Raw genomic sequence first — 24,185 nt, forward strand, 5'->3', positions numbered from 1 at the left:
CATTACAGCAACGTTTCTTATTGTTGAGACCTGCACATAGTCAGGCCTTATAGTTCAGCAACTTACAACGCTCTCTTAAAGCGCCGCTTTATATAAACGTGTTTTAATACAACCGCACGCATTTTGCAATATTTTCGGTGGTATTTTTGCCCTGTTTTATGGCCTCAGCGGGATGAAAGCATAAAGGTTACAGGACCGTCATTAATCAGGCTGACATCCATATCCGCACCAAAGCGCCCTGCTTTAACTTTATCTTCGCCCAGTCCCTCATTTGCCAGTTCCAGGAAGCCAGAATACAGGTGCTCAGCAACATCCGGAGCTGCTGCCCGGGAAAAGCCCGGGCGGGTGCCAGAAGAGGTGTCTGCGGCGAGCGTAAACTGAGGGACAACAAGCAGGGCAGCCCCCGTGTCGAGCAGACTGAGGTTCATACGCCCGGCTTCATCGGGAAAAATACGGTAGGTTAAGATTTTTCGGCACAACTCCCTTGCCTCTTTGATCTCATCTTCCTTCTCCACACCCAGCAGCAACAGGATACCTGTGTCTATACGCGAAACCTCGCGCCCACCTACTGTAACGCTTGCTTTTGATACTCGCTGGACAAGCCCTTTCATCCGATTTCCTGACTGCTCCGGACAGATGAGAATAAAAAACAGGCAAGAGTGTATCCATGCCAGCCGGTTCTGGCAACCCTGATACAAAAAGACCGGCACTGTTTCCAGTACCGGTCTCGTTCAGTGCGTGAACATTATTTCTTGTTCGCACGCTTACGGTCGTTTTCTGTCAGGTGCTTCTTGCGCAGGCGAATCGACTTGGGAGTCACTTCAACCAGTTCATCGTCATCGATGAATTCCAGTGCCTGTTCAAGGGTAAACTTGATGGGCGGAACCAGGCCAATCACCTCGTCTTTGCCAGAGGCACGCATGTTGTCCAGCTTCTTGCCTTTGGTGGGGTTAATCACCAGATCACTGTCACGACTGTGGATACCGCAAATCTGGCCTTCGTATACCTCCTGCCCCGGGTCAAGGAAAAGCTTGCCACGACTCTGGAGTGTTTCCAGAGAGTAGGTCAAAGCCGTGCCTTTTGCCATTGAGATCAGAACCCCGTTCTGCCGGCTGGTTACGCCGCCGTCTCCTTTAATAGGTCCGTAGTGGCTGAAGGTCGACGTAAGAATGCCTGTGCCCGACGTCATGGTGAGGAATGAGTTGCGGAAACCAATCAGTCCTCGTGCCGGGATGGTGTAATCCAGCCGGATCCGGCCCTTACCATCCGGTACCATGTTGGTGAGCTCGCCCTTACGCAGCCCCATCTGCTCCATCAGAGGCCCCTGATGCTCTTCCTCAATGTCGACAATCACGTTTTCGTAGGGCTCGTGCGGCTCGCCGTCTACTTCCCGGATAACGACTTCCGGACGGCCAACGGCCAGCTCGAAGTTTTCACGGCGCATGTTCTCAATAAGAACGGAAAGGTGCAGTTCGCCACGCCCGGACACTTTGAACTTGTCTGCAGACTCGGTTTCTTCAACGCGCAAAGCGACGTTGTGCAGCAGCTCTTTTTCAAGGCGTTCTTTGATATTCCGGCTGGTGACGAACTTGCCTTCCTGACCACAGAAGGGGGAATCGTTAACCTGGAAGGTCATGGAGACTGTAGGCTCGTCTACCGTAAGCGCCGGCAATGCCTCAACGTTATTCATGTCGCACAGGGTGTCGGAGATGTACAGCGGGTCCAGACCACTGACACAGACAATATCGCCTGCCTGCGCATCATCTACCTCTACCCGCTGCAGTCCGGAGTGCCCCATAATTTTGAGGATACGGCCCTGACGCTTTTTCCCGTCAGCCCCTATGGCAACCACCGGAGAGTTGGCTTTAACTTTGCCACGGGCAATTCGTCCAATGCCGATTACGCCCAGAAAGTTGTTGTAGTCAAGCTGCGAGATCTGCATCTGGAAAGGGCCGTCCGGATCAACCGACGGCGCAGGCACATGGTCAACAATCGCCTGAAACACGGCGTCCATATTGTCTTCCAGGTTTTCGTGTTCCCAACCGGCAACGCCGTTCAGGGCACTGGCGTAAACAATCGGGAAGTCCAGCTGCTCGTCCGTCGCCCCCAAAGCATCGAACAGGTCAAACACCTGCTCTACGACCCAGTCCGGACGTGCGCCCGGACGGTCAATCTTGTTCACGACAACAATCGGACGCAGTCCGGCATCAAATGCTTTCTGGGTTACAAAGCGGGTTTGCGGCATGGGGCCGTCGATGGAATCCACCACCAGCAGCACACAGTCCACCATGCTCATCACACGCTCTACTTCACCACCAAAATCCGCGTGGCCCGGAGTATCAACAATGTTGATGTTGTAATCGTTCCACTTGAGGGCGGTGTTCTTGGCCAGAATGGTAATTCCGCGCTCTTTTTCCTGATCGTCGGAATCCATGACGCGCTCGTTTTCGAGCTCTTTCCGGTCCAGCGTGCCTGAAAGGCGCAGTAGCTTGTCTACAAGTGTGGTTTTACCATGGTCAACGTGGGCAATAATGGCAATATTACGAAGTTTTTCTATCACAAATTTAATCCTGCGGCATGCACTCAATGACCTGAGAGGGTCGTTCCCGGGCGTCACCCGTACATGCCTTCTCAAATCCGTAAAATGAACTCATCCACCAGAGCCTGGCGGCCTGGCGCCTCACATGTAACACCCGGACCAAGAATCCGGGTACATGCGGAGAAAATGAAGCGGCACGCAGTATAGCGAAAACCCCGCGCCGTTTATATGAAGAAGAACGCCTATTTTTTAATCGTGATCTTATCTCCAACTATATCATGTTTACCCTCTCCCTCCTGATTTTTAACTCCTGCAACACCGAAATTTGAAGGTAAGAATCCGCTGCTTTTGTTAAGCTGCGCAGACCAGAAAAACAGACCGGAACTCAGCCCCGCAGCATTGTCCGGAACACTGATCACGAATTCGCCCGCGGCGCGGGATTACTTACGGAGCACGCACATGTCCAAGACAGTTAGTTTGATTAACGAGTACGAAGTCAAATGGGTTGACCTGCGCTTCACTGACAGCCGCGGTAAAGAGCAGCATGTCACTATGCCGGCAACCGAAGTAGACGAAGACTTCTTTACGGAAGGCAAGATGTTTGACGGTTCTTCCATCGCGGGCTGGAAGGGCATTAACGAGTCCGACATGATCCTCATGCCAGATGACAGCAGCTCCGTTCTTGACCCCTTTACCGAAGAAAGCACCGTCAACATCACCTGCGATATCGTCGAACCCTCAACCATGCAGGGCTACGAGCGCGACCCGCGTTCGGTTGCGCAACGGGCTGAAGAGTACCTCAAATCCACCGGCACGGCAGATGGCGCCCTGTTTGGTCCGGAGCCGGAGTTCTTCATCTTTGATTCCGTAAGATGGAAAACCGACATGCAGGGCTCCATGTACGAGCTCCACTCCGAAGAGGCTGCCTGGGTATCCGGTGATGATTTCAATCGTAATAATATTGGCCACCGCCCGGGCGTAAAGGGTGGCTACTTTCCGGTGCCGCCAGTGGACAGCCTGCACGACCTGCGCGGCGCCATGTGTGCCGCCATGGAGTCGATGGGGCTGGAGATTGAAGTACACCACCACGAGGTGGGTACAGCCGGTCAGTGCGAGATAGGCGTGGGCCCCAATACACTGACCAAAAAAGCCGACGAAGTGCAGATTCTTAAATACTGCGTACATAACGTTGCCCATGCCTATGGCAAGACAGCCACTTTTATGCCCAAGCCGGTGGTGGGCGATAACGGCTCTGGCATGCACGTACATATGAGCCTGAACAAAGATGGCAAGAACCTGTTTGCTGGTGACAGCTACGCCGGCCTGAGTGAAATGGCGCTGTTTTACATTGGCGGTATTATCAAGCACGCCAAAGCCATTAACGCCTTCACCAACCCGGCCACCAACAGTTACAAGCGCCTGGTCCCGGGTTACGAAGCACCGGTTATGCTGGCGTACTCGGCTCGTAACCGTTCAGCCTCTATCCGCATCCCTTATGTCACCAGCCCGAAAGCCCGTCGTGTTGAAGTTCGCTTTCCGGACGCAGCCGCCAACCCGTATCTGGCATTCGCAGCACTGATGATGGCAGGGCTCGACGGCATCCAGAACAAAATTCACCCGGGCGATGCCATGGATAAGGACCTGTACGACCTGCCAAAGGAAGAGGCCCTGAGCATCCCGCAGGTTGCTACTACGCTTCAGGAAGCCCTGGAAGCATTGAAAGAAGACCATGAATTTCTGACTCGCGGCAGCGTATTTACCGAAGATATGATTGAGGGTTACATTGCACTTAAAGAGGGTGAAGTGGAGCAATTAAACATGACCACGCACCCGGTGGAGTTCGAGCTTTACTACTCCTGCTGAAGTCAGACCCCGCCCGGTGCGGGGTTTTTTGTGACCCCAGACACAACGATGGCGGCCTTAACGATATGTAACCATCCTTAACGGATCAGTACATTGAAAAGGGCCGCCCTGCCCCTGATAATCAGACCAAACATTACAGCAGGCTGTTTTTATGAACCCTAAGTTTGGTATCACAGCGGGGCTGATGCTCCTGCTCACGGGGCCGGTTGCGGCAGAGGTTTACCGCAACGTAGATGCTCAGGGGAATGTCACCTTTTCTGATGAGCCCTCAGAAGGTGCCGAAACGGTAGACGTGAAGCCTGTTACCACCGTTACCCTGCCGAAACTACGGAATGTCCGGGAAACGGACAGGCTCCGGGAAGAGGTCGAGCAGGAAGGGTCTGCGTATGAGAGTGTGTCATTCATATACCCGGAAGACGGGCAGGCGTTTCACAGCGGCAATGGCAACATTCGCTTTGAAGTTCAAAGCACACCCGGGCTGCAGCCGGGTCACAAATACGAAGTAACCCTGGACGGCCAACCCGTCGGCCAGAGTTCGTCTGGATTTGTATCAGTCAGCAATGTATTCCGGGGCACCCACGAAGCCGGGATTCATATTGTGGACAGTAATGGCGTTCAGGTTAAGACTGGCAACGCTATTCGCTTTACCGTGCACCGGCCCTCTGTTCAGAACTGACCCCACTTGATGGCCAGGTTTTTCCTGCACGAAACAAAAGGCCCCTGAACAAGGGGCCTTAATTCAACAGAGTTAGCTCAACAAGCTACAGAGACACCGATCTAGAACGGTATGTCATCATCAAAGTCGTCAACCGGCTCGGGCATACTGCCGCCCTGGGCTGGCTGATTCTGGTTTTGGTTCTGGGCATAGCCACCTGACTGCGGCGGCTGGGACTGACTCTGAGCAGGTGCTGCCTGCTGCTGAGGGCGACCGGCTGGCGCTCCCTGGTTCATACCGGCATCACCGCCGCGGCTGTCCAGCATCTGCATCTGGCCATTAATATCCACGACCACTTCTGTGGTGTACACATCCTGACCTTCGCGGTTCTGCCACTTGCGGGTTTGCAGCTTGCCCTCAATATAGACTTTGGAGCCTTTACGCAGGTACTGGCCGGCAATTTCCGCAACCTTTCCGAACATCACAATACGGTGCCACTCGGTTTTCGGTACCAGCTGGCCGGTCTGACGGTCCTTGTAACTTTCGTCGGTGGCAATGTTCATGTTCACGACGGCATTACCGTTCGGTGTATAACGGGTATCCGGATCCTGACCCAGATTCCCGATAAGAATAACTTTGTTTACGCCTCTTGCCATGTTCTGCTCCTGATTCTGTTTTCTGCGACGCCCGCATTCCTTGCGAGCCTCCGGATTTCAAGAACGACTACTCGACCGGACAAAGGGAAAATCCGTGAGTAACGTCTCATCAAAGTGCTGTCGGTCCACCTTCAGATAAGCGGTAGCAGCGTTTTCTACAATCACTACATCCTGCACACCCGGCAAGCGGCGCAGACTGCCATCAACACTGTCGTACTGGTGGTCGACAGTATCCTGTAACTGTACCACGAAACCGGATGTGTGACTCGGCGCCGGCATCGTAAGCGCAACCAGTAGCCATAGTGCGAGAACGATTACCATAAACCAGACCACACCTTCAGTTCCAACCTGCTGCAGCAGGAAACCGCCAAAGGCCCCACCCAGAAACGCCCCCATAAACTGAGAGGTGGAGTAGACTCCCATGGCGGTGCCTTTGCTGGCCGCCGGTGCCTCTTTACTGATCAGGGATGGCAGGCTGGCCTCCAGCAGATTAAAGGCCATAAAGAAGAAAAACATCACAGCCCAGGCAATCACCAGGCTGTCTGACACACCGGCCAGCCCCGCTGTTGCCATGGCAAGCAAGGCTATCGCGCCACACAACACGGGCTTCATCTTGCGCTTTTTCTCGCCAATAATAATAAACGGCACCATGGCAAAAAACGAGGTCAGCATCACACTCAGATAAAACCACCAGTGTGAGCTACTGGCTAGCCCCAGCTGATCCTGCAAAATATTCGGAATCACCAGAAACAGGGACGTCAGCACCAGGTGCAGTGCGAAAATGCCAAAATCCAGCCGCAGCAGGCGCCCGTCAGACAGCACCCGACCGAGCATGGCTTTTGCCGGATGTGTGTCCGCACTGACTTTGTGCTGGTGCGGCGTAGGTACTACACGGCTGACGATCACAAGCGCAATCATCGCCAGGGCCGCTGTGGCGTAGAAAATGCCGGACAACCCCCACACCGAGCCTACCAACGGCCCAAGCACCAGAGAGACGGAAAACGACAGCCCGATAGAAATACCAACGGTGGCCATGCCTTTGGTGCGCTGCTCCTCCCGGGTAAGATCGCTGAGCAGTGCCATAAGCACACTGGCTATGGCTCCGGCCCCCTGCAGAATCCGGCCGGCGATAACCACGTATATGGAGTTGGTGGATCCGGCCAGTATGCTGCCGGCAGCAAACACGATCAGGCCAATGTAAATCATGCGCTTGCGGCCCACACGATCCGAGAGCAGACCAAAGGGAATCTGCAGTACTGCCTGGCTCAGGCCATAAGCGCCAATCGCCAGGCCCAGTAATGCCGGCGTGGAGCCATCAAGACCATCCCCCAGCAGCATGAATACCGGCATGATCATGAACAGGCCCAGCATGCGTATGGCATACACGGAGGCCAGCGCAAATACGGAGCGCTTTTCCAGCGTATTCATGATGGTGAGCTCCTCCTTCGGAGTTGAATGCATGGCCTTGAGATAACATCTCTTTAACAGGCGGCGCATTGTAACAGAAGGTCCTTCACCGGGGGACAGCGACCACTTGATCAACCGTTTCGCCGCGGCCGCTGTAACGGGGTATAATTGACGTTTTTTCTCTACGCGAGGTGTTATGGACCATATCCAGATCAAAGGGGCACGTACCCACAACCTGCAGAATATCGACCTGGATATCCCAAGGGACAAGCTGATTGTTATCACCGGGCTATCAGGCTCAGGCAAATCTTCCCTGGCCTTCGATACACTCTATGCGGAAGGCCAGCGGCGCTACGTGGAATCACTGTCCACCTACGCCCGCCAGTTTCTCTCCATGATGGAGAAGCCTGATATCGACCACATTGAAGGTCTGTCCCCTGCCATCTCCATCGAGCAGAAATCCACCTCCCATAACCCCCGGTCGACGGTAGGAACCATCACCGAGATTTACGACTATCTGCGGCTGCTGTTTGCCCGGGCGGGCGAACCACGCTGCCCGGACCACGGCCAGCCTCTGGAAGCCCAGACTATCAGCCAGATGGTTGACCAGGTTCTGGCCATGCCCGAAGCCAGCAAACTGATGATTCTGGCGCCGGTCATCCGGGATCGTAAAGGCGAACACCTTCAGGTTATTGAGACCATGCGTAGCCAGGGGTTTATCCGTCTACGGGTTGACGGCACTGTCTATGATATCGACGACGTTCCCTCCCTCGACAAAAAACGCAAACACCAAATCGATGTGGTGGTTGACCGCTTCAAGGTAAAGCCCGGCCTGGAGCAGCGGCTTGCCGAGAGTTTTGAGACCGCACTGGGGCTTGCCGACGGCATCGCACTGGTTGCTCCCATGGACGCCGACAGCGATGGCGAAGAACAGACGTTTTCTGCGAAGTATGCCTGCACTCAGTGCGGCTATGCGCTGAGCGAGCTGGAACCCAAGCTGTTCTCCTTCAACAGCCCGGCCGGCGCCTGCCCGACCTGTGACGGCCTGGGTGTCAAACAGTTCTTTGATGCAGATAAACTTGTTCAGCACCCGGAGTCCACCATTGCCGCAGGCGCCATCAAAGGCTGGGATCGTCGGGCCGTGTATTACTTCCAGATGCTGGGAAGCATTGCCGAGCATTATGGTATGGACCTGGATACGCCCTGGCAGGAGTTTCCGGAGGATTTCCGCACCCTCTTACTGTTCGGATCCGGCGCCGAGGAAATACCTTTTCGTTATGTGAACTCCCGTGGCCATATCATGGAAAGATCACATACATTCGAAGGCATTATCCCCAACCTTGAGCGTCGCTACCGGGAAACCGATTCCCAGAGCGTAAGGGAAGAACTGGCCCGCAACCTCAGCACTCAGCCCTGCAAGGCCTGCCATGGTTCCCGGCTGCGCCGCAGTGCCCGCCATGTGTTCATTGAAGAGCGCAACCTGCCGGAAATCACCCACCTCCCCATCGGAGAGGCCTACACCTATTTCGACACTCTTGAACTTCCCGGTCGCAAAGGGGAGATTGCCGAGAAAATCACCCGGGAAATACACCAGCGGCTTGAGTTTCTCGTCAACGTAGGGCTTGAGTACCTGACGCTGGAGCGTAGTGCCGACACTCTTTCCGGCGGCGAGGCCCAGCGTATCCGGCTTGCAAGTCAGATTGGCGCTGGTCTGGTGGGCGTTATGTATATTCTCGACGAGCCTTCCATCGGCTTGCATCAGCGCGACAACGACCGACTGCTACGCACCCTCACCCATCTTCGCGACCTGGGCAACACCGTGATTGTTGTCGAGCACGACGAGGATGCCATTCGCTCCGCCGATCATGTTATCGACATAGGCCCGGGCGCGGGGGTGCATGGGGGGAAGGTGATAGCACAGGGAACGCCGGCGCAGATCCTTGCGACGCCCGAATCACTTACCGGGCAGTACCTGACCGGCGCCAAAGAGATCGCCATCCCGGACACCCGGCATACGGGTAATGGCCAGACGCTCACCCTGACTGGCGCAACCGGAAACAACCTGAAAAACGTGACCCTGAATCTGCCACTGGGGGTGATGACCTGCATAACCGGCGTGTCAGGCTCTGGCAAGTCAACGCTGATCAACAGCACTCTGTACCCGATTGCAGCCACTCAACTAAACAAAGCCACCAGCCTCAGCCATGCGCCCTATACCGACCTCAAAGGCCTGGACAACCTGGATAAGGTCATCGACATTGACCAAAGCCCCATCGGCCGCACCCCAAGGTCTAACCCGGCCACTTATACGGGGATCTTCACCCCTGTCCGGGAATTATTTGCCGGCACTCAGGAAGCCAGATCCAGGGGCTACAAGCCGGGGCGCTTCTCGTTCAACGTTAAGGGTGGTCGCTGTGAAGCCTGCCAGGGGGACGGCCTGATCAAGGTCGAAATGCACTTCCTCCCGGACGTGTATGTTCCCTGTGATGTATGCAAAGGCAAACGTTATAACCGGGAAACCCTGGAGGTCCGGTACAAAGGCAAAAACATCAGCGAAGTGCTGGATATGACGGTTGAAGAAGGCCGGGAGTTCTTTGACGCTGTACCGTTTCTTGCCCGTAAGCTGCAAACCCTGATGGATGTCGGGCTTTCCTACATACGTCTGGGCCAAAGTGCCATTACGTTGTCTGGTGGTGAAGCCCAGCGGGTAAAGCTTGCCAAAGAGCTCTCAAAGCGGGATACCGGAAAGACCCTGTACATATTGGACGAGCCCACCACAGGGTTACACTTCTACGATATCCAGCAATTGCTGAACGTGCTGCAACGGCTCAGGGACCATGGCAATACGGTTGTCGTTATTGAGCACAACCTGGATGTCATCAAAACCGCGGATTGGGTCATTGACCTGGGGCCGGAAGGCGGCTCAGGCGGGGGTCAGATTATAGCCGAAGGTACACCTGAACAGGTGGCTGCAAGCCCTGGCTCCCACACCGGCCATTACCTTAAACCTGTACTGACGCGCCCGGACTGAGGCGCGGGCTTCCCCCTTCTGGAATTACGGACACAAAAAAGCCGGAGACTTCGATGAAGACTCCGGCTTTTTTGTGACTTAAGACTAACTCAGTCTTCGTCTACTTCTTCTGCTTCGATGTCCAACGGACGACCCACCAGTTCGACAAAGGCCATAGGGGCATTGTCGCCGGCACGGAAGCCACACTTCAGGATACGAAGATAGCCACCCGGACGCTCGTTGTAGCGAGGACCAAGTTCGTTGAAGAGCTTGGCTACCGCTGCGTCGTCGCGAAGGCGAGAGAACGCCAGACGACGGTTTGCAACCGAATCATTTTTTGCGAGCGTGATCAAAGGCTCTGCTACACGACGAAGCTCTTTTGCTTTCGGTAGCGTTGTTTTGATCAGCTCGTGATCAACCAGCGACGCAGTCATGTTACGAAACATGGATTTGCGATGCGCGCTGGTCCTGCTGAATTTACGACCACTGTTACGATGACGCATTGCTCTGATTCCTTACCTTAAACTAATCGGCAATCAACCGCCCAGAACCCGGTCATCGCCGCGAAGGCTTGCCGGTGGCCAGTTATCCAGACGCATACCCAGAGACAAACCACGGGACGCAAGCACGTCCTTAATCTCTGTGAGCGACTTCTTACCAAGGTTGGGCGTCTTCAACAGCTCAACTTCTGTGCGCTGTATAAGATCACCGATGTAGTAAATGTTTTCAGCCTTCAAGCAGTTAGCTGAACGCACTGTCAGCTCCAGATCATCAACCGGGCGCAGCAGAATCGGATCTACTTCTTCCTCTTCCTCAACGCTCTCTGGCTCTTTCTCATGATCGAAATCGACAAACACGGCCAATTGCTGCTGGAGAATCGTCGCAGCGCGGCGGATTGCTTCTTCCGGATCAATCGTGCCATTGGTTTCCAGATCGATAACCAGCTTGTCCAGGTCGGTACGCTGCTCTACCCGTGCACTCTCCACGGTGTAAGCCACGCGCCTAACCGGGCTGAAGGTTGAATCCAGTTGCAGGCGTCCGATGGCACGGGTCTCATCTTCGGCAAGACCGCGCTGATCAGCAGGCTCATAGCCCCGGCCGCGCGCTACCTGCAGACGCATGTTGACTTCACCTTTTTCACTCAGGTGACAGATTACATGGTCCGGGTTGGCGATCTCGACGTCATGATCCAGCTTGATATCACCGGCTGTAACCACGCCCGGGCCTTTCTTGCTGAGCGTCAGCTCAGTGTCATCCCGACCGTTCATCTTTACCGCAACGCCTTTGAGATTCAGCAGAATCTCAATGACGTCTTCCTGGACACCCTCAATGGCGCTGTACTCGTGCAAGACGCCGTCGATTTGCGCTTCAGTTACGGCGCAACCCGGCATCGATGACAAGAGAATGCGACGCAGCGCGCTTCCCAGGGTGTGACCGAAGCCTCTTTCCAGAGGCTCCAGCGTTACCTTGGCGTGCGTTGCGCTCGCTTCTTTCACGTCAATGGTACGAGGTGTCAATAACTCTTGAACTGAACGCTGCATAGACGCCCCTATCTGCTATCGTTGCTACTTACGTTGCAAATCAGGCTTTACTTGGAGTAAAGCTCGACGATGAGGTTCTCATTGATGTCGGCCGGCAACTCAGTACGCTCCGGTACTGACGTGTAAACGCCGGACATCTTGTTGGCGTCGACCTCTACCCAGCTCACCGGTGCACGGCTAGCAGACAGCTCCAGTGCGCCTTTGATACGCAGCTGGTTTCTGGCTTTCTCACGCACGCTCACAACATCACCCGGACGGACTTTGTAGGACGGTACGTTCACTACCTTGTCGTTTACCAGGATCGCCTTGTGGGTGACGAGCTGACGGGATTCTGCACGGGTAGAACCGAAACCCATGCGATATGCAACGTTATCCAGACGCGTCTCGAGCAGCTGCAGCAGGTTTTCACCCGTTGCGCCTGCCTGGCGAGCCGCTTCTTTGTAGTAGTTGCGGAACTGTTTTTCCAGAACGCCGTAAATACGACGTACTTTCTGTTTTTCACGAAGCTGAACGCCGTACTCGGACAGACGACTGCGACGCGCGCCGTGCATACCCGGCGGAGTCTCGATGTTGCACTTGGAATCCAGCGCGCGAACACCGCTCTTCAGAAATAGATCTGTCCCTTCACGACGAGACAGCTTGCACTTCGGGCCTATATAACGAGCCATAATTCACTGTCTCCTGTGTTAGACGCGGCGCTTTTTAGGCGGACGACAGCCGTTATGGGGAATCGGCGTCACATCAGTGATGTTGGTGATCTTGTAGCCACACCCATTGAGGGCACGAACTGCAGATTCGCGTCCGGGCCCGGGACCCTTAACCTCTACGTCCAGGTTTTTAAGGCCGTATTCAGCAGCCGCGTTACCGGCTCTTTCAGCTGCTACCTGCGCAGCAAAAGGTGTGCTCTTACGTGACCCACGAAAACCGGAACCACCGGAAGTGGCCCAGGACAGGACGTTGCCCTGACGGTCGGAAATGGTCACGATGGTGTTGTTGAAGGACGCGTGTACGTGCGCGACGCCATCAACAACCGTCTTCTTCACCTTTTTACGGGTACGTGTACCTGGCTTTGCCATGTTTGCCTACCTGTTACTTACGAATAGGTTTGCGTGGACCTTTACGCATGCGAGCGTTGGTCTTGGTGCGCTGGCCGCGGACGGGAAGCCCGTGACGGTGACGCAGACCACGATAACATCCGAGATCCTTCAAACGCTTAATGTTCATCTGTACTTCACGACGCAGATCGCCTTCGACTGCTACTTTACCCACTTCAGTACGAAGTGAATCGAGCTGCTCGTCGGACAGGTCTTTGACCTTGACGTCCGGCTTAACGCCGGTTGCATCGCAAAGCTTCTGGGCTGTTGTCTTGCCAACACCAAAGATGTAGGTCAGCGAGATAACAGCATGTTTGTGATCGGGTATATTGACACCGGCTATACGTGCCATCCAAATTACTCCGCGTTCAAAGCTTTGCTGTGTGAATTTTCCGCCACAAAAAGGGCGCGAAATAATAACGCCTGACCCACACTCGAGTCAAGCGTTACTATCACGAACCTTTTCGTCAGCCAGACTGCCTCCCGAAGGAATCAGCCCTGGCGTTGCTTGTGACGAGGCTCCGAGCAGATGACTCGAACTGAGCCATTGCGACGAATTACTTTGCAGTTACGGCAAATTTTCTTTACCGAAGCGCGTACTTTCATTGTCGACTCCAGTTTTCAAGGGGAACGGTATTACCCGTTCCGTCCATAGCCCTTGAGATTGGACTTCTTCATCAGTGATTCATACTGATGCGACATCAGGTGCGACTGAACCTGTGCCATGAAATCCATCACCACGACTACAACAATCAGCAGTGAGGTGCCGCCCAGATAGAACGGTACATTCCCGGCCACCATCAGAAATTGAGGGAACAGAGAGACTGCTGCAATATACATTGCACCGAACAGTGTCAGACGGGTCAGAACGCCATCGATATACTTGGCTGTCTGATCGCCCGGACGTATGCCCGGAATAAACGCTCCAGAGCGCTTGAGGTTATCCGCAACTTCCTTCGGATTATACATCAATGCTGTGTAGAAGAAGCAGAAAAATATGACTGCTGCTGCAAACAGGATGATATATAACGGCTGGCTGGGTGCCAGGGCCTGAGAGATATCGCTCAGCCACTCCATACCTTCGCCTTGCCCGAACCACTGTCCCAGCGATGCCGGAAACAGAAGAATCGAGGAGGCAAAGATCGGCGGAATGACGCCTGCCATATTAACTTTCAGCGGCAGATGACTGGACTGCTGGGCAAACACCCGGCGCCCTTGCTGCCGCTTGGCATAGTTGATGGTCAGCCGCCGCTGTCCGCGCTCCATGAATACCACGAAGCCGACAATGGCAACCGCCAGTATACCAATACCCAGAACCAGCAACAGGCTCATTTCACCGTTGCGGGCCTGCTCCAGCGTCTGACCGATCGCGCCGGGAAGCCCCGCCACGATGCCCGCGAAGATCAACAGGGAAATGCCGTTACCAACACCCCGCTCTGTGATCTGCTCGCCGAGCCACATCATGAAGACCGCACCACTCACGAAAGAGACAACCGCCACGAAGTGGAAGCTGAAGCTGTCGTTGAAGGTGACACCCTGGGATGCCAGTCCGACAGAAATCCCGAAGCCCTGCACCAGGGCGAGGACAACCGTACCATACCGCGTGTACTGGCTGATCTTGCGACGGCCAGCTTCGCCTTCTTTTTTCAGCTGCTCAAGCTGCGGGCTTACCGCAGTCATCAGCTGCATGATAATCGAGGCAGAGATATACGGCATGATACCGAGAGCTAAGATACTCATGCGCTCGAGCGCACCACCGGAAAACATGTTGAACATACTCAGGATGGTTCCCTGATTCTGTTCGAACAGTGCCGCCAGCCGGTCGGGGTTTATACCTGGCACCGGAATGTGGGCACCGACCCGGTACACCAGCAATGCCAGGAAGACAAACCAGAGCCGCGATCGCAGCTCTGCCAGTCCTTTTCCCGCGCCCGCAGGCAATGATGCGTTCTTGGCCATTTAGTCCTCGACTCGCCTTAGTCTTCGACTTTTCCACCCGCGGCAATGATTGCCTCGCGCGCGCCTTTGGTTGCCCGAAGCCCTTTAACAGTTACTGCACGGTCGATTTCACCGGACAGAATCACCTTGGCTTCGCGAATCTCTTCACGGATAACGTCGGCCTTTTTCAGTGCCGACAGGTCCACTACATCGCCTTCAACCATAGCCAGCTCGTTGAGACGGATTTCCGCCACGTAACGCTGCTGACGCGATGTAAAGCCAAACTTCGGCAGACGACGGGCCAGCGGCTGCTGACCACCCTCAAATCCCGGTGCTACACGACCACCGGAACGGGCTTTCAAGCCCTTGTGGCCGCGACCACCGGTTTTACCGAGGCCGCTACCAATGCCACGACCGACCCGCTTTGCGGAGTGCCGTGAGCCAGGCTCTGGACTAAGTTCGTTCAGACGCATCTTAGTTCTCCTCAACCTGAACCAGGTAATTCACCCGGTTGATCATTCCGCGGATGGAGGGCGTATCCTCTACCTCAACGGTCTGACCGATTTTACGTAGACCCAGGCCCTGAACACACAGTCTGTGCTTGGGCTGGCAGCCGATAGGGCTGCGGGCCAGAGTTACTTTGATCTTATTTGCGTTCGCCATGACTTCAACCCAGAATTTCTTCGACGGATTTCCCGCGCTTGGCTGCAACATCTTCAGGCGCCTGAGTGGCCTGGAGACCCTTAATGGTGGAACGTACCACGTTCACCGGGTTGGTTGACCCGTAGCACTTGGACAGTACGTTCTGCACACCTGCAACCTCAAGTACTGCGCGCATCGCGCCACCGGCAATGATGCCCGTACCTTCGGAGGCTGGCTGCATGTACACCTTGGAGCCACTGTGCTGGGCCCGAACGGCAAACTGCAAAGTATTGCCATCAAGGGGTACATCTACCATGTTTTTACGCGCAGCTTCCATCGACTTCTGGATTGCGACCGGCACTTCACGTGCCTTGCCACGGCCAAAGCCAACGCGTCCTTTACCGTCACCAACAACGCTCAATGCAGTGAACGCGAAGACGCGACCACCCTTGACCACCTTGGCGACGCGGTTTACCTGAACCAGCTTTTCCTGGAGCTCAGGCGCCTTCTGATCGTTAACGCTCATCTTCTCCACCTCTTAGAATTGCAAGCCAGCTTCACGGGCTGCGTCGGCAAGAGCCTGCACGCGACCGTGATAACGGTAACCGGAACGGTCAAAAGCGACCTGCTCAACACCCGCCGCCTTGGCACGCTCAGCAATCAGCTGACCGACCTTTTTTGCGGCTTCCACGTTTCCGGTTGCACCCTGGCGCAGATCCTTATCTAACGTGGAGGCAGTGGCCAGCACCTGGCTGCCGTCTGCAGTTGTAACCTGGGCGTACATATGACGCGGCGTGCGGTGAACGCACAAACGTGTCGAGCCCAGCTCACGGATCTTCATGCGCACTTTGCGTGCGCGACGCAATCTTTCGTTATTCGCGCTCATAGTCCCGCCTTATTTCTTCTTGGCTTCTTTGCGTCTGACCTGCTCATCCGCATACCGAACACCTTTGCCTTTGTACGGCTCGGGCGGACGGAACGCGCGGATTTCCGCAGCGACGTGGCCAACCTGTTGCTTATCGATACCGCGAACCACAATCTCCGTGTTCGACGGAGTTTCAGCGGTAATCCCCTCGGGCAGCTCATATTCTACCGGGTGTGAAAAACCCAGTGTCAGGTTGAGCTTACTACCTTGCGCCTGGGCCCGGTAACCAACCCCGGCCAGCTGGAGCTTACGCTCAAAGCCAGCGGATACCCCAGTTACCATGTTATTGACCAGCGCGCGGGTTGTACCAGCAAGAGCGCGGGACTTTTGGGCACCATCACGACCAGCAAAGCGAAGTACATTCTCTTCCTGCTTTACTTCAACCGCTTGGTGAATCGACATTTCAAGAGCTCCCTTGGAGCCCTTTACACTAATTTCCTGTCCGTTCAGCTTGACCTCAACACCGGAAGGCAGCACGACAGGATTATTGGCAACCCTGGACATGTGATTCTCCTAATATACGGTGCAGATGACTTCGCCACCTACGCCAGCAGCTCGTGCGGCACGGTCTGTCATAACGCCTTTAGACGTTGAGACGATCGCGATTCCCAGCCCGCCGGATACTTTCGGCAGGTTTCCCGTGCCCTTGTACTGACGCAGACTCGGGCGACTGACGCGCTTAATCTCTTCAATAACCGGTTTGCCACCAAAGTATTTAAGAGAAATGGTCAACTCCGGCTTTGCGTCGGCAGTAACGGAGAAATCTTCCACATAGCCTTCGTCCTTAAGGACCTGCGCTATTGAGGTCTTCATATTTGAAGATGGCATCGTAACGTCTGCTTTCGAGGCCATCTGGGCATTGCGTATACGGGTAACCATATCCGCAAGCGTGTCTTGCATACTCATCAGTATGAGGCTCCTGATCTTTTTAGTTGTGCAGCGGCTTGCCGCACCGCTTACCAACAGGCACCTGACGTGAGTCAGGGCACCTATCTTACCAGCTTGCCTTGGTCAGGCCCGGAACATCGCCACGCATGCCGTACTCACGGAGTTTGATCCGTGACAGTTCGAACTTACGCAGGACGCCGTGGGGGCGACCAGTCACCTGGCAACGATTACGAAGACGCGAAGGGGAAGCATCGCGCGGAAGCTGTTGTAGCTTCAGCTGTGCGTCCCAGCGGTCCTCATCGCTGGTATGGGGGCTTTTGATAATCGCCTTGAGCTCTGCACGCTTAGCTGCATACTTTGCAACTGTCTTCTCGCGCTTGAGCTCCCGGTTTTTCATTGAAACCTTAGCCATTACTCTCGTTCCTTTATTTCTTGAACGGGAAGCCGAAAGCTTTCAGCAGCTCGCGACCTTCTTCGTCGGTTTCAGCACTGGTGGTAATGGTTATATCCAGCCCGCGGATTTTGTCGACTTTGTCGTACTCAATCTCAGGGAAGATGATCTGCTCACGCACACCCATGCTGTAGTTACCGCGCCCGTCAAAGGATTTGGGATTCAGGCCGCGGAAGTCACGAATGCGGGGAACCGCAATGTGCACCAGGCGGTCAAAGAAATCCCACATGCGCTCGCCACGCAGGGTAACTTTACAACCAATCGGCCAGCCTTCACGGATTTTGAAACCCGCAACGGACTTACGTGCTGTGGTAACAACTGCTTTCTGACCCGCCAGGCGCTCAAGATCCGCCACAGCGTTTTCAATCAGCTTTTTGTCACCAACCGCTTCGCCGACACCCATGTTCAGGGTAATTTTCTTGATACGCGGCACCTGCATAGCGTTCTTGTAACTGAACTCTTTCTGCAGGGCGGGTACCACGTCCTTGCTGTACTGCTCTTTCATGTTAAGCATCGTAACCACCACCGCTTACTGGTTATCGACAGCTTCTTTCGTAGCTTTGAAGATCCGCTTACGTGTACCGTCTTCCTCAATCTGGAAGCCTACACGATCGGCTGCGCCGGTCTGCGGATTAAAAATAGCCACGTTGGAAGCCTGGATAGGTGCTTCTTTTTCGACGATGCCACCTGGGGTGCCCAGCATCGGGTTCGGCTTGGTGTGTTTCTTCATCATGTTGATGCCTGAAACAAGCACTTTACCATTGTCCTGAACCTTCAGGACTTTACCACGTTTGCCTTTGTCTTTCCCCGTGGTGACGATTACTTCGTCATCTCGTTTGATCTTTTTCATAACCGGCCTCTGGTCCTCTAAAGTACTTCGGGTGCCAGTGAGATAATTTTCATGAACTTTTCATTTCGCAGTTCACGGGTAACCGGTCCGAAGATACGGGTACCAATTGGCGCGTCCTGAGGGTTCAGAAGTACAGCTGCGTTACCGTCAAAACGGATCAGCGAACCGTCTGGACGACGTACACCTTTACGGGTACGCACGACTACAGCTTTCAGGACCTGGCCCTTTTTCACTTTCCCGCGGGGGATGGCTTCCTTAACGGTCACCTTGATAATATCCCCAACGTTGGCGTAACGCCGGTGTGAACCGCCCAGGACCTTGATGCACATCACCTCACGCGCACCACTGTTGTCCGCGACTTCAAGCGTTGTCTGAGTCTGAATCATGGTTGTTCTCCGGGCGTCTTACACCTTGGATGCATGTTCAGTGACTTCCACCAGGGCCCAGCTCTTGGTCTTCGAGACCGGACGGGTTTCCTTGATGGTTACTGTGTCACCGATGTTGCACTGGTTGCTCTCATCATGAGCATGGATCTTGCTTGAGCGCTTCATGTACTTACCGTACAGAGGATGCTTTACCTGACGCTCCACAAGAACCACGATGGACTTTTCCATCTTGTTGCTCACGACCTTGCCGCTAAGAGTTCTGGCAGTTTGGGTAGCTTCGGTCATGTCACTGTCCTGCCTTTTCGTTCAATACTGTTTTCACACGAGCGATATCGCGCTTCACCTTGACGAGAAGGTGAGACTGATTCAGCTGACCTGTTGCCTTACGCATGCGCAGGTTGAACTGCTCCTTCAGGAGGTTGATCAGCTCCTTGTTCAGCTCATCGGCTGATTTTTCACGCAGCTCTGTTGCTTTCATCACATCACCGTCCTCGTTACAAAGGTGGTCTGTACCGGCAGTTTCGCTGCCGCAAGAGTGAAGGCTTCGCGCGCAATGTCTTCGCCCACGCCTTCCATCTCGTAGAGCATCCGGCCTGGCTGAACTTCCGCCACCCAGTACTCGACAGAACCTTTACCTTTACCCATACGTACTTCAAGCGGCTTGCCCGAGATTGGCTTGTCCGGGAATACCCGGATCCAGATCTTACCACCCCGTTTGATCTTACGGGTCATGGTACGACGTGCCGCTTCAATCTGGCGCGCAGTTATACGCCCACGCGTCGTTGCTTTCAATCCGTACTCACCGAAGCTCACTTTGTTTGCCCGGTGCGCAAGGCCGGTGTTACGGCCTTTCATTACCTTACGGAATTTGGTGCGTTTTGGTTGCAACATAAGAGTGCCCCTTTACTTAGAACCTTTCTTCCCAGAGGCTTTCTTGTCGGCACGGACCTGTTCCATACCACCAAGAATCTCACCTTTGAAGATCCATACCTTGACGCCGATAATGCCGTAGGTGGTATGCGCTTCGTAGGATGCGTAATCAATGTCTGCACGCAGTGTGTGCAGCGGAACGCGTCCTTCGCGGTACCACTCGGAACGGGCAATTTCAGCACCCCCGAGACGGCCGCCAACCTGGATCCGGATACCCTGGGCTCCCTGGCGCATGGCGTTCTGTACCGCACGCTTCATGGCGCGACGGAACATCACACGACGCTCGAGCTGACCGGCAACGTTTTGCGCTACCAGGCGGGCATCAAGGTCCGGCTTGCGGACTTCTTCGATGTTGATGTGCACGGGCACACCCATCATGGCGCCAACTTCGCGACGCAGACGATCAACATCTTCGCCCTTTTTACCGATAACGATACCGGGGCGGGCGGTATGAATCGTGATACGGGCGTTCTGAGCAGGGCGCTCGATCACAATTTTGCTGACAGACGCCTTTTCCAGACGCTTGTCCAGGAACTCACGAACCTGAATATCGTTCAACAGGTTGTTCGCGTATTCCTTCTTTTCGGCATACCAGACTGAGTTGTGCTCTTTGATCACACCCAGGCGGAAGCCGATTGGATTTACTTTATGACCCATCTGAGCATCTCCTACTTGTCGGCGACCTTGACGGTGATATGACAGGTGCGCTTCATAATTCTGTCAGCGCGCCCCTTTGCCCGAGCTTTGATACGCTTGAGCGTCGGGCCTTCGTCCACCATGATGGTGGAAACCCGCAGTTCGTCAACGTCCAGACCTTCATTATGCTCAGCGTTAGCGATGGCTGACTCAAGAGCTTTCTTGATGACCGCCGCCGCTTTTTTAGGGCTGAAAGTCAGAATGTTCAGGGCGTCCTCAACAGCCTTGCCGCGGACCTGGTCGGCGACAAGACGCGCTTTCTGAGCTGAGAGGCGAGCGCCCTTATGCTTGGCTGCTACTTCCATTTCGTTTCCCCTCACAATCAGCGTTTAGCTTTCTTGTCGGCCACATGGCCACGATAAGTGCGCGTTGCCGCGAACTCACCCAGTTTATGCCCCACCATATCTTCGGTGACATAAACCGGCACGTGCTGCCTGCCGTTGTGGACTGCAATGGTCAAGCCTACGAACTCTGGAAAAATTGTAGAACGGCGCGACCATGTTTTGATCGGCCGCCTATCGTTGGATTCCAGAGCTGCCTCGACCTTCTTCAACAGATGCAGGTCTATAAAAGGACCTTTCTTTAAAGAACGTGGCACAGCATTTACCTCTATGTAGTCGTTTACTTGGCTGAACGACGACGTACTATCATATTATCAGTACGCTTGTTCTTACGAGTCTTATGCCCTTTGGTCGGAACACCCCACGGAGTAACCGGGTGACGTCCGCCAGAGGTACGCCCTTCACCACCACCATGCGGGTGGTCAACTGGGTTCATAGCAACACCACGTACTGTTGGACGCTTGCCACGCCAACGTGATGCACCCGCTTTGCCAAGCCGCTTGAGACTGTGCTCGGCGTTGGATACTTCACCCAACGTTGCACGACAATCTACAAGCACCTTACGCATTTCACCTGAACGCAGGCGGAGGGTCGCATACGCGCCTTCCCGTGCAACCAACTGTACGGATGCACCCGCAGAGCGGGCCAGCTGGGCACCTTTGCCAGGCTTGAGTTCAACGCAATGAATCACAGAGCCTACCGGGATATTCCGCAGCGGCAACGTGCTTCCAACCTTAATAGGCGCGTCGATTCCGGAGCGCACAGACTGCCCGAGCTGCAGGCCTTTGGGAGCAATAATGTAACGGCGCTCTCCGTCGGCATACTTGAGCAGCGCTATGTGCGCTGAGCGGTTCGGATCGTATTCAATGCGCTCAATTGTCGCAGGAACACCATCTTTGGTCCGCTTAAAATCTATTTTACGGTAGTGCTGCTTGTGCCCACCACCGACATGGCGACTGGTAATGCGGCCGGCATTGTTACGGCCACCATTCCGGTCCTGTGCTTCAACCAACGGCTGATAAGGGCGCCCTTTATACAAATCCGAGTTGTAAAGTTTTACAACGTGGCGGCGTCCGGCAGATGTTGGCTTGGTTTTGACGATCGGCATATTACGACCCCTTTACCTTATTCCACATCCAGAAAATCGATGTCCTGACCTTCAGCCAGCTTCACATAAGCCTTGCGAATGTCATCACGCTTGCCGAACCCGCGGATAGTGCGCTTAAGCTTACCCTTACGGTTCAGAACCTGAACACCTTCTACGGTGACGTTGAACAACTGCTCAACGGCTTTTTTGATCTCCGGCTTGGTTGCATCCGGGGCGACCCGGAAAACCACCTGGCTATGCTCTGCCACCAGAGATGCTTTCTCCGATACGTGAGGCCCAAGAAGGACCTGATAAATACGTTCCTGATTCATCCCAGCATCTCCTCGATCTTTTTCAGAGCGGGAACAGTTACCACTACATTATCAAAGGTAACCAGGCTGACCGGGTCAAGACCTGCAACATCACGCACATCGACGTGAGGAACGTTGCGAGAGGCCAGGTGCAGATTCTGTTCCACGCTTTCTGTCAGTACCAGCGCGTTTGAAACGCCGAGATCAGCCAGCTTGGATGCAAACGCCTTGGTTTTGGGCGCTTCAACAGTGAAATCGTCCACCAGCACCAGGCGCTCCTGACGAACCAGCTCGGAGAAAATAGAGCTCATTGCGGCACGGTACATCTTACGGTTGACCTTTTGCTCGAAACCGCGGGGCTTCGCAGCAAAGGTTACACCACCAGCACGCCAGATCGGGCTACGAATCGTACCGGCACGGGCGCGTCCGGTGCCTTTCTGACGCCATGGCTTCTTACCGCCACCGCTGACTTCTGAACGGTTTTTCTGGGCTTTAGTACCCTGGCGACCGCCTGCCATGTAAGCAGTAACAACCTGGTGCACCAGCGACTCATTAAAATCTTTGGCAAATGCGGCGTCAGAAACGGAAATTTCCTTACCACTACCTTTAACTGTCAATTCCATCGAACCGCTCCTCAGGCTTTCAGTGCAGGCTTGATGACAACATCACTGCCAGTCGCGCCGGGAACGGCACCACTAATCAGCAGGAGATTGCGCTCGGCATCGACACGGACAACTTCCAGGTTCTGCACAGTGACCCGCGCATTACCCATCTGGCCCGCCATCTTCTTGCCCTTGAACACCTTGCCCGGAGTCTGGTTCTGACCAATTGCACCCGGGGCACGATGCGCCAGCGAGTTACCATGCGTGGCGTCCTGCATGGAAAAGTTCCAGCGCTTAACACCGCCCTGAAAACCTTTACCCTTGGACTGCCCAATGGCATCGACAAGCTGACCATCTTCGAAAATGCTGGCAACAATCTCGCCGCCGGCAGCGAGATCTTCGCCTTCACCTTCAGCCAGACGAAATTCCCAGACCCGACGACCAGCCTCAACACCTGCCTTGGCAAAATGACCTGCTTCAGCCTTGGTTACGCGGGAGGCACGACGGGAGCCTACAGTTACCTGGACAGCGCGATAGCCATCGCTTTCGAGAGTCTTCAGTTGAGTAATGCGGTTAGGTTCAACCTCAACTACCGTGACGGGCAACGCCTCGCCACCTTCCGTATAAATACGGGTCATACCAGCCTTGCGGCCGACAACACCAATTGCCATGTTTCACCTCTATAGTGTACGGGGCTTGCACCCTCTATGGCCTTAGGACAGTTACACAGATTAATGCCGGGCGGCATTAACCGAGGCTAATCTGAACGTCTACACCTGCTGCCAGGTCCAGCTTCATCAAAGCATCTACTGTCTTTTCCGTTGGCTCGACAATGTCAAGCAAACGCTTATGTGTACGAATTTCATACTGATCGCGCGCATCTTTGTTGACGTGCGGTGAAATCAGAATAGTGTACTTCTCCTTCCGCGTCGGCAGAGGGATGGGTCCACGCACCTGAGCGCCGGTCCGCTTTGCGGTATCGACAATCTCCTGCGTGGACTGGTCGATCAGGCGATAATCAAACGCCTTCAACCGGATTCGAATCTTTTGGCTTTGCATGATGCACCAAACTCCACTCGTAGCAGCTACTTGTTAGCCGACCTTCAAAAAAGGAGCCGCATTGTATGCATAATACCCAACCATGTCAACAAACTTGATTCCTGACTGGAAGAGGAACAACTGCGGCTGTAACGGAAAAAGGGGCTGATCTGTTCAGCCCCTTTTCCTGATGCAACGAGTGACTTACTCGATGATCTTTGCGACTACACCGGCACCAACGGTACGGCCACCTTCGCGAATCGCGAAACGCAGGCCATCTTCCATGGCGATCGGAGCAATCAGGGTAACATCCATCTTCACGTTGTCACCCGGCA

General features: G+C 54.6%; 36 protein-coding genes. 3 read left to right on the forward strand and 33 right to left on the reverse strand.

From position 1 onward, the window contains the following. Nucleotides 1-164 precede the first annotated feature (164 nt). Nucleotides 165-611, reverse strand: a complete 447-nt coding sequence (gene dtd, locus FFI95_RS15025) for a D-aminoacyl-tRNA deacylase (RefSeq protein WP_144823852.1) — start codon at nt 609-611, stop codon at nt 165-167. A 134-nt stretch (nt 612-745) separates the two neighbouring features. Next, nucleotides 746-2,560 (reverse strand): translational GTPase TypA, encoded by a 1,815-nt coding sequence (typA, locus tag FFI95_RS15030; protein WP_144823853.1) that lies wholly within the window; start codon nt 2,558-2,560, stop codon nt 746-748. 438 nt (nt 2,561-2,998) lie between these two features. Here typA and glnA point away from each other — a divergent pair, with 438 nt between their 5' ends. After that, the gene (glnA, locus tag FFI95_RS15035; protein ID WP_144823854.1) at nt 2,999-4,402 is read left to right on the forward strand and encodes a glutamate--ammonia ligase; all 1,404 of its coding nucleotides are present in this window, start codon (nt 2,999-3,001) and stop codon (nt 4,400-4,402) included. Nucleotides 4,403-4,553: 151 nt separating this feature from the next. Then, entirely contained in the window at nt 4,554-5,078 is a 525-nt protein-coding gene (locus FFI95_RS15040) for a DUF4124 domain-containing protein (protein WP_144823855.1), read from the forward strand. Between the two features lie 101 nt (nt 5,079-5,179). Here the strand turns inward: FFI95_RS15040 and ssb are convergent, their stop codons facing one another. Then, nucleotides 5,180-5,713, reverse strand: coding sequence for a single-stranded DNA-binding protein (ssb, locus tag FFI95_RS15045; RefSeq protein ID WP_144823856.1), 534 nt, complete (start codon nt 5,711-5,713; stop codon nt 5,180-5,182). Nucleotides 5,714-5,770: 57 nt separating this feature from the next. Continuing rightward, complete coding sequence (locus FFI95_RS15050; RefSeq protein ID WP_144823857.1) at nt 5,771-7,141, reverse strand: MFS transporter; 1,371 nt, start codon at nt 7,139-7,141, stop codon at nt 5,771-5,773. 175 nt (nt 7,142-7,316) lie between these two features. Between FFI95_RS15050 and uvrA the strand changes: the two genes are divergently transcribed. Continuing rightward, nucleotides 7,317-10,151, forward strand: a complete 2,835-nt coding sequence (gene uvrA, locus FFI95_RS15055; RefSeq protein WP_144823858.1) for an excinuclease ABC subunit UvrA — start codon at nt 7,317-7,319, stop codon at nt 10,149-10,151. 89 nt (nt 10,152-10,240) lie between these two features. On the opposite strand, the gene rplQ is transcribed toward uvrA, so the two are convergent. The 29 genes from rplQ to FFI95_RS15200 all read right to left on the reverse strand — a co-directional run. Continuing rightward, nucleotides 10,241-10,633, reverse strand: coding sequence for a 50S ribosomal protein L17 (gene rplQ / locus FFI95_RS15060; protein ID WP_144823859.1), 393 nt, complete (start codon nt 10,631-10,633; stop codon nt 10,241-10,243). 33 nt (nt 10,634-10,666) lie between these two features. Beyond that, entirely contained in the window at nt 10,667-11,671 is a 1,005-nt protein-coding gene (locus FFI95_RS15065) for a DNA-directed RNA polymerase subunit alpha (RefSeq protein ID WP_144823860.1), read from the reverse strand. Between the two features lie 47 nt (nt 11,672-11,718). After that, a complete protein-coding gene (rpsD, locus tag FFI95_RS15070) occupies nt 11,719-12,339 on the reverse strand; it encodes a 30S ribosomal protein S4 (RefSeq protein ID WP_144823861.1) in 621 nt (206 codons plus the stop codon). Nucleotides 12,340-12,357: 18 nt separating this feature from the next. Beyond that, complete coding sequence (gene rpsK, locus FFI95_RS15075; RefSeq protein WP_071267319.1) at nt 12,358-12,747, reverse strand: 30S ribosomal protein S11; 390 nt, start codon at nt 12,745-12,747, stop codon at nt 12,358-12,360. A gap of 13 nt (nt 12,748-12,760) precedes the next feature. Then, entirely contained in the window at nt 12,761-13,117 is a 357-nt protein-coding gene (rpsM, locus tag FFI95_RS15080; protein ID WP_144823862.1) for a 30S ribosomal protein S13, read from the reverse strand. Nucleotides 13,118-13,257: 140 nt separating this feature from the next. Continuing rightward, nucleotides 13,258-13,371: a 50S ribosomal protein L36 gene (gene rpmJ / locus FFI95_RS15085; RefSeq protein ID WP_008174902.1), complete on the reverse strand. Its 114-nt coding sequence runs from the start codon at nt 13,369-13,371 to the stop codon at nt 13,258-13,260. 30 nt (nt 13,372-13,401) lie between these two features. After that, nucleotides 13,402-14,724: a preprotein translocase subunit SecY gene (gene secY, locus FFI95_RS15090; protein ID WP_144823863.1), complete on the reverse strand. Its 1,323-nt coding sequence runs from the start codon at nt 14,722-14,724 to the stop codon at nt 13,402-13,404. Between the two features lie 17 nt (nt 14,725-14,741). Further along, nucleotides 14,742-15,176, reverse strand: coding sequence for a 50S ribosomal protein L15 (gene rplO, locus FFI95_RS15095; protein ID WP_144823864.1), 435 nt, complete (start codon nt 15,174-15,176; stop codon nt 14,742-14,744). Between the two features lies 1 nt (nt 15,177). Then, nucleotides 15,178-15,366, reverse strand: coding sequence for a 50S ribosomal protein L30 (gene rpmD / locus FFI95_RS15100; RefSeq protein WP_144823865.1), 189 nt, complete (start codon nt 15,364-15,366; stop codon nt 15,178-15,180). Nucleotides 15,367-15,370: 4 nt separating this feature from the next. Beyond that, nucleotides 15,371-15,871: a 30S ribosomal protein S5 gene (rpsE, locus tag FFI95_RS15105; RefSeq protein WP_144823866.1), complete on the reverse strand. Its 501-nt coding sequence runs from the start codon at nt 15,869-15,871 to the stop codon at nt 15,371-15,373. Nucleotides 15,872-15,883: 12 nt separating this feature from the next. Then, nucleotides 15,884-16,231 carry a 50S ribosomal protein L18 gene (rplR, locus tag FFI95_RS15110; RefSeq protein WP_144823867.1) on the reverse strand — a complete coding sequence of 116 codons (348 nt, stop codon included), beginning with the start codon at nt 16,229-16,231 and terminating at the stop codon, nt 15,884-15,886. Between the two features lie 9 nt (nt 16,232-16,240). Beyond that, nucleotides 16,241-16,774: a 50S ribosomal protein L6 gene (gene rplF / locus FFI95_RS15115; protein WP_144823868.1), complete on the reverse strand. Its 534-nt coding sequence runs from the start codon at nt 16,772-16,774 to the stop codon at nt 16,241-16,243. A 9-nt stretch (nt 16,775-16,783) separates the two neighbouring features. Further along, nucleotides 16,784-17,176, reverse strand: coding sequence for a 30S ribosomal protein S8 (gene rpsH / locus FFI95_RS15120; RefSeq protein WP_144823869.1), 393 nt, complete (start codon nt 17,174-17,176; stop codon nt 16,784-16,786). Nucleotides 17,177-17,264: 88 nt separating this feature from the next. Next, complete coding sequence (gene rpsN, locus FFI95_RS15125; protein ID WP_144823870.1) at nt 17,265-17,570, reverse strand: 30S ribosomal protein S14; 306 nt, start codon at nt 17,568-17,570, stop codon at nt 17,265-17,267. 13 nt (nt 17,571-17,583) lie between these two features. Next, on the reverse strand, nt 17,584-18,123 hold the full coding sequence (gene rplE, locus FFI95_RS15130; RefSeq protein WP_144823871.1) for a 50S ribosomal protein L5: 540 nt from the start codon (nt 18,121-18,123) through the stop codon (nt 17,584-17,586). A gap of 15 nt (nt 18,124-18,138) precedes the next feature. Next, entirely contained in the window at nt 18,139-18,459 is a 321-nt protein-coding gene (gene rplX / locus FFI95_RS15135) for a 50S ribosomal protein L24 (RefSeq protein WP_144823872.1), read from the reverse strand. Nucleotides 18,460-18,476: 17 nt separating this feature from the next. After that, entirely contained in the window at nt 18,477-18,845 is a 369-nt protein-coding gene (rplN, locus tag FFI95_RS15140; protein ID WP_144823873.1) for a 50S ribosomal protein L14, read from the reverse strand. Between the two features lie 18 nt (nt 18,846-18,863). Continuing rightward, nucleotides 18,864-19,130: a 30S ribosomal protein S17 gene (rpsQ, locus tag FFI95_RS15145; protein WP_144823874.1), complete on the reverse strand. Its 267-nt coding sequence runs from the start codon at nt 19,128-19,130 to the stop codon at nt 18,864-18,866. Nucleotide 19,131: 1 nt separating this feature from the next. Continuing rightward, the gene (gene rpmC / locus FFI95_RS15150) at nt 19,132-19,323 is read right to left on the reverse strand and encodes a 50S ribosomal protein L29 (RefSeq protein WP_144823883.1); all 192 of its coding nucleotides are present in this window, start codon (nt 19,321-19,323) and stop codon (nt 19,132-19,134) included. Beyond that, nucleotides 19,323-19,736 carry a 50S ribosomal protein L16 gene (gene rplP / locus FFI95_RS15155; protein WP_144823875.1) on the reverse strand — a complete coding sequence of 138 codons (414 nt, stop codon included), beginning with the start codon at nt 19,734-19,736 and terminating at the stop codon, nt 19,323-19,325. Before rplP ends, rpmC begins: the two co-directional genes overlap by 1 nt. Nucleotides 19,737-19,748: 12 nt before the next feature. Beyond that, complete coding sequence (gene rpsC / locus FFI95_RS15160) at nt 19,749-20,432, reverse strand: 30S ribosomal protein S3 (RefSeq protein WP_144823876.1); 684 nt, start codon at nt 20,430-20,432, stop codon at nt 19,749-19,751. Between the two features lie 11 nt (nt 20,433-20,443). Then, nucleotides 20,444-20,776: a 50S ribosomal protein L22 gene (gene rplV / locus FFI95_RS15165; protein ID WP_144823877.1), complete on the reverse strand. Its 333-nt coding sequence runs from the start codon at nt 20,774-20,776 to the stop codon at nt 20,444-20,446. Between the two features lie 17 nt (nt 20,777-20,793). Continuing rightward, nucleotides 20,794-21,069, reverse strand: coding sequence for a 30S ribosomal protein S19 (rpsS, locus tag FFI95_RS15170; RefSeq protein WP_144823878.1), 276 nt, complete (start codon nt 21,067-21,069; stop codon nt 20,794-20,796). A 23-nt stretch (nt 21,070-21,092) separates the two neighbouring features. Continuing rightward, on the reverse strand, nt 21,093-21,920 hold the full coding sequence (gene rplB, locus FFI95_RS15175) for a 50S ribosomal protein L2 (protein ID WP_144823879.1): 828 nt from the start codon (nt 21,918-21,920) through the stop codon (nt 21,093-21,095). Nucleotides 21,921-21,937: 17 nt separating this feature from the next. Continuing rightward, nucleotides 21,938-22,231 carry a 50S ribosomal protein L23 gene (rplW, locus tag FFI95_RS15180; RefSeq protein ID WP_144823880.1) on the reverse strand — a complete coding sequence of 98 codons (294 nt, stop codon included), beginning with the start codon at nt 22,229-22,231 and terminating at the stop codon, nt 21,938-21,940. Further along, on the reverse strand, nt 22,228-22,833 hold the full coding sequence (rplD, locus tag FFI95_RS15185; protein WP_144823881.1) for a 50S ribosomal protein L4: 606 nt from the start codon (nt 22,831-22,833) through the stop codon (nt 22,228-22,230). Before rplD ends, rplW begins: the two co-directional genes overlap by 4 nt. 11 nt (nt 22,834-22,844) lie before the next feature. Continuing rightward, nucleotides 22,845-23,483, reverse strand: coding sequence for a 50S ribosomal protein L3 (gene rplC, locus FFI95_RS15190; RefSeq protein ID WP_144823882.1), 639 nt, complete (start codon nt 23,481-23,483; stop codon nt 22,845-22,847). Between the two features lie 76 nt (nt 23,484-23,559). Continuing rightward, nucleotides 23,560-23,871: a 30S ribosomal protein S10 gene (gene rpsJ / locus FFI95_RS15195; RefSeq protein ID WP_077529290.1), complete on the reverse strand. Its 312-nt coding sequence runs from the start codon at nt 23,869-23,871 to the stop codon at nt 23,560-23,562. A gap of 183 nt (nt 23,872-24,054) precedes the next feature. Further along, the coding region (locus FFI95_RS15200; protein ID WP_484177367.1) for an EF-Tu C-terminal domain-related protein at nt 24,055-24,185 on the reverse strand (131 nt) is incomplete at its 5' end.

It is taken from the genome of Marinobacter piscis, assembly GCF_007671655.1.
In the GTDB taxonomy this organism is placed as follows: Bacteria; Pseudomonadota; Gammaproteobacteria; order Pseudomonadales; family Oleiphilaceae; genus Marinobacter; species Marinobacter piscensis.

What these genes read in the sequence shown, in the direction of transcription:
- dtd (WP_144823852.1), bottom strand. Translation starts at nt 611, where the DNA reads ATGAAAGGGCTTGTCCAGCGAGTATCAAAAGCAAGCGTTACAGTAGGT.
- glnA (WP_144823854.1), top strand. Translation starts at nt 2,999, where the DNA reads ATGTCCAAGACAGTTAGTTTGATTAACGAGTACGAAGTCAAATGGGTT.
- FFI95_RS15040 (WP_144823855.1), top strand. Translation starts at nt 4,554, where the DNA reads ATGAACCCTAAGTTTGGTATCACAGCGGGGCTGATGCTCCTGCTCACG.
- ssb (WP_144823856.1), bottom strand. Translation starts at nt 5,713, where the DNA reads ATGGCAAGAGGCGTAAACAAAGTTATTCTTATCGGGAATCTGGGTCAG.
- FFI95_RS15050 (WP_144823857.1), bottom strand. Translation starts at nt 7,141, where the DNA reads ATGAATACGCTGGAAAAGCGCTCCGTATTTGCGCTGGCCTCCGTGTAT.
- uvrA (WP_144823858.1), top strand. Translation starts at nt 7,317, where the DNA reads ATGGACCATATCCAGATCAAAGGGGCACGTACCCACAACCTGCAGAAT.
- rplQ (WP_144823859.1), bottom strand. Translation starts at nt 10,633, where the DNA reads ATGCGTCATCGTAACAGTGGTCGTAAATTCAGCAGGACCAGCGCGCAT.
- FFI95_RS15065 (WP_144823860.1), bottom strand. Translation starts at nt 11,671, where the DNA reads ATGCAGCGTTCAGTTCAAGAGTTATTGACACCTCGTACCATTGACGTG.
- rpsD (WP_144823861.1), bottom strand. Translation starts at nt 12,339, where the DNA reads ATGGCTCGTTATATAGGCCCGAAGTGCAAGCTGTCTCGTCGTGAAGGG.
- rpsK (WP_071267319.1), bottom strand. Translation starts at nt 12,747, where the DNA reads ATGGCAAAGCCAGGTACACGTACCCGTAAAAAGGTGAAGAAGACGGTT.
- rpsM (WP_144823862.1), bottom strand. Translation starts at nt 13,117, where the DNA reads ATGGCACGTATAGCCGGTGTCAATATACCCGATCACAAACATGCTGTT.
- rpmJ (WP_008174902.1), bottom strand. Translation starts at nt 13,371, where the DNA reads ATGAAAGTACGCGCTTCGGTAAAGAAAATTTGCCGTAACTGCAAAGTA.
- secY (WP_144823863.1), bottom strand. Translation starts at nt 14,724, where the DNA reads ATGGCCAAGAACGCATCATTGCCTGCGGGCGCGGGAAAAGGACTGGCA.
- rplO (WP_144823864.1), bottom strand. Translation starts at nt 15,176, where the DNA reads ATGCGTCTGAACGAACTTAGTCCAGAGCCTGGCTCACGGCACTCCGCA.
- rpmD (WP_144823865.1), bottom strand. Translation starts at nt 15,366, where the DNA reads ATGGCGAACGCAAATAAGATCAAAGTAACTCTGGCCCGCAGCCCTATC.
- rpsE (WP_144823866.1), bottom strand. Translation starts at nt 15,871, where the DNA reads ATGAGCGTTAACGATCAGAAGGCGCCTGAGCTCCAGGAAAAGCTGGTT.
- rplR (WP_144823867.1), bottom strand. Translation starts at nt 16,231, where the DNA reads ATGAGCGCGAATAACGAAAGATTGCGTCGCGCACGCAAAGTGCGCATG.
- rplF (WP_144823868.1), bottom strand. Translation starts at nt 16,774, where the DNA reads ATGTCCAGGGTTGCCAATAATCCTGTCGTGCTGCCTTCCGGTGTTGAG.
- rpsH (WP_144823869.1), bottom strand. Translation starts at nt 17,176, where the DNA reads ATGAGTATGCAAGACACGCTTGCGGATATGGTTACCCGTATACGCAAT.
- rpsN (WP_144823870.1), bottom strand. Translation starts at nt 17,570, where the DNA reads ATGGCTAAGGTTTCAATGAAAAACCGGGAGCTCAAGCGCGAGAAGACA.
- rplE (WP_144823871.1), bottom strand. Translation starts at nt 18,123, where the DNA reads ATGCTTAACATGAAAGAGCAGTACAGCAAGGACGTGGTACCCGCCCTG.
- rplX (WP_144823872.1), bottom strand. Translation starts at nt 18,459, where the DNA reads ATGAAAAAGATCAAACGAGATGACGAAGTAATCGTCACCACGGGGAAA.
- rplN (WP_144823873.1), bottom strand. Translation starts at nt 18,845, where the DNA reads ATGATTCAGACTCAGACAACGCTTGAAGTCGCGGACAACAGTGGTGCG.
- rpsQ (WP_144823874.1), bottom strand. Translation starts at nt 19,130, where the DNA reads ATGACCGAAGCTACCCAAACTGCCAGAACTCTTAGCGGCAAGGTCGTG.
- rpmC (WP_144823883.1), bottom strand. Translation starts at nt 19,323, where the DNA reads ATGAAAGCAACAGAGCTGCGTGAAAAATCAGCCGATGAGCTGAACAAG.
- rplP (WP_144823875.1), bottom strand. Translation starts at nt 19,736, where the DNA reads ATGTTGCAACCAAAACGCACCAAATTCCGTAAGGTAATGAAAGGCCGT.
- rpsC (WP_144823876.1), bottom strand. Translation starts at nt 20,432, where the DNA reads ATGGGTCATAAAGTAAATCCAATCGGCTTCCGCCTGGGTGTGATCAAA.
- rplV (WP_144823877.1), bottom strand. Translation starts at nt 20,776, where the DNA reads ATGGAAGTAGCAGCCAAGCATAAGGGCGCTCGCCTCTCAGCTCAGAAA.
- rplB (WP_144823879.1), bottom strand. Translation starts at nt 21,920, where the DNA reads ATGCCGATCGTCAAAACCAAGCCAACATCTGCCGGACGCCGCCACGTT.
- rplW (WP_144823880.1), bottom strand. Translation starts at nt 22,231, where the DNA reads ATGAATCAGGAACGTATTTATCAGGTCCTTCTTGGGCCTCACGTATCG.
- rplD (WP_144823881.1), bottom strand. Translation starts at nt 22,833, where the DNA reads ATGGAATTGACAGTTAAAGGTAGTGGTAAGGAAATTTCCGTTTCTGAC.
- rplC (WP_144823882.1), bottom strand. Translation starts at nt 23,483, where the DNA reads ATGGCAATTGGTGTTGTCGGCCGCAAGGCTGGTATGACCCGTATTTAT.
- rpsJ (WP_077529290.1), bottom strand. Translation starts at nt 23,871, where the DNA reads ATGCAAAGCCAAAAGATTCGAATCCGGTTGAAGGCGTTTGATTATCGC.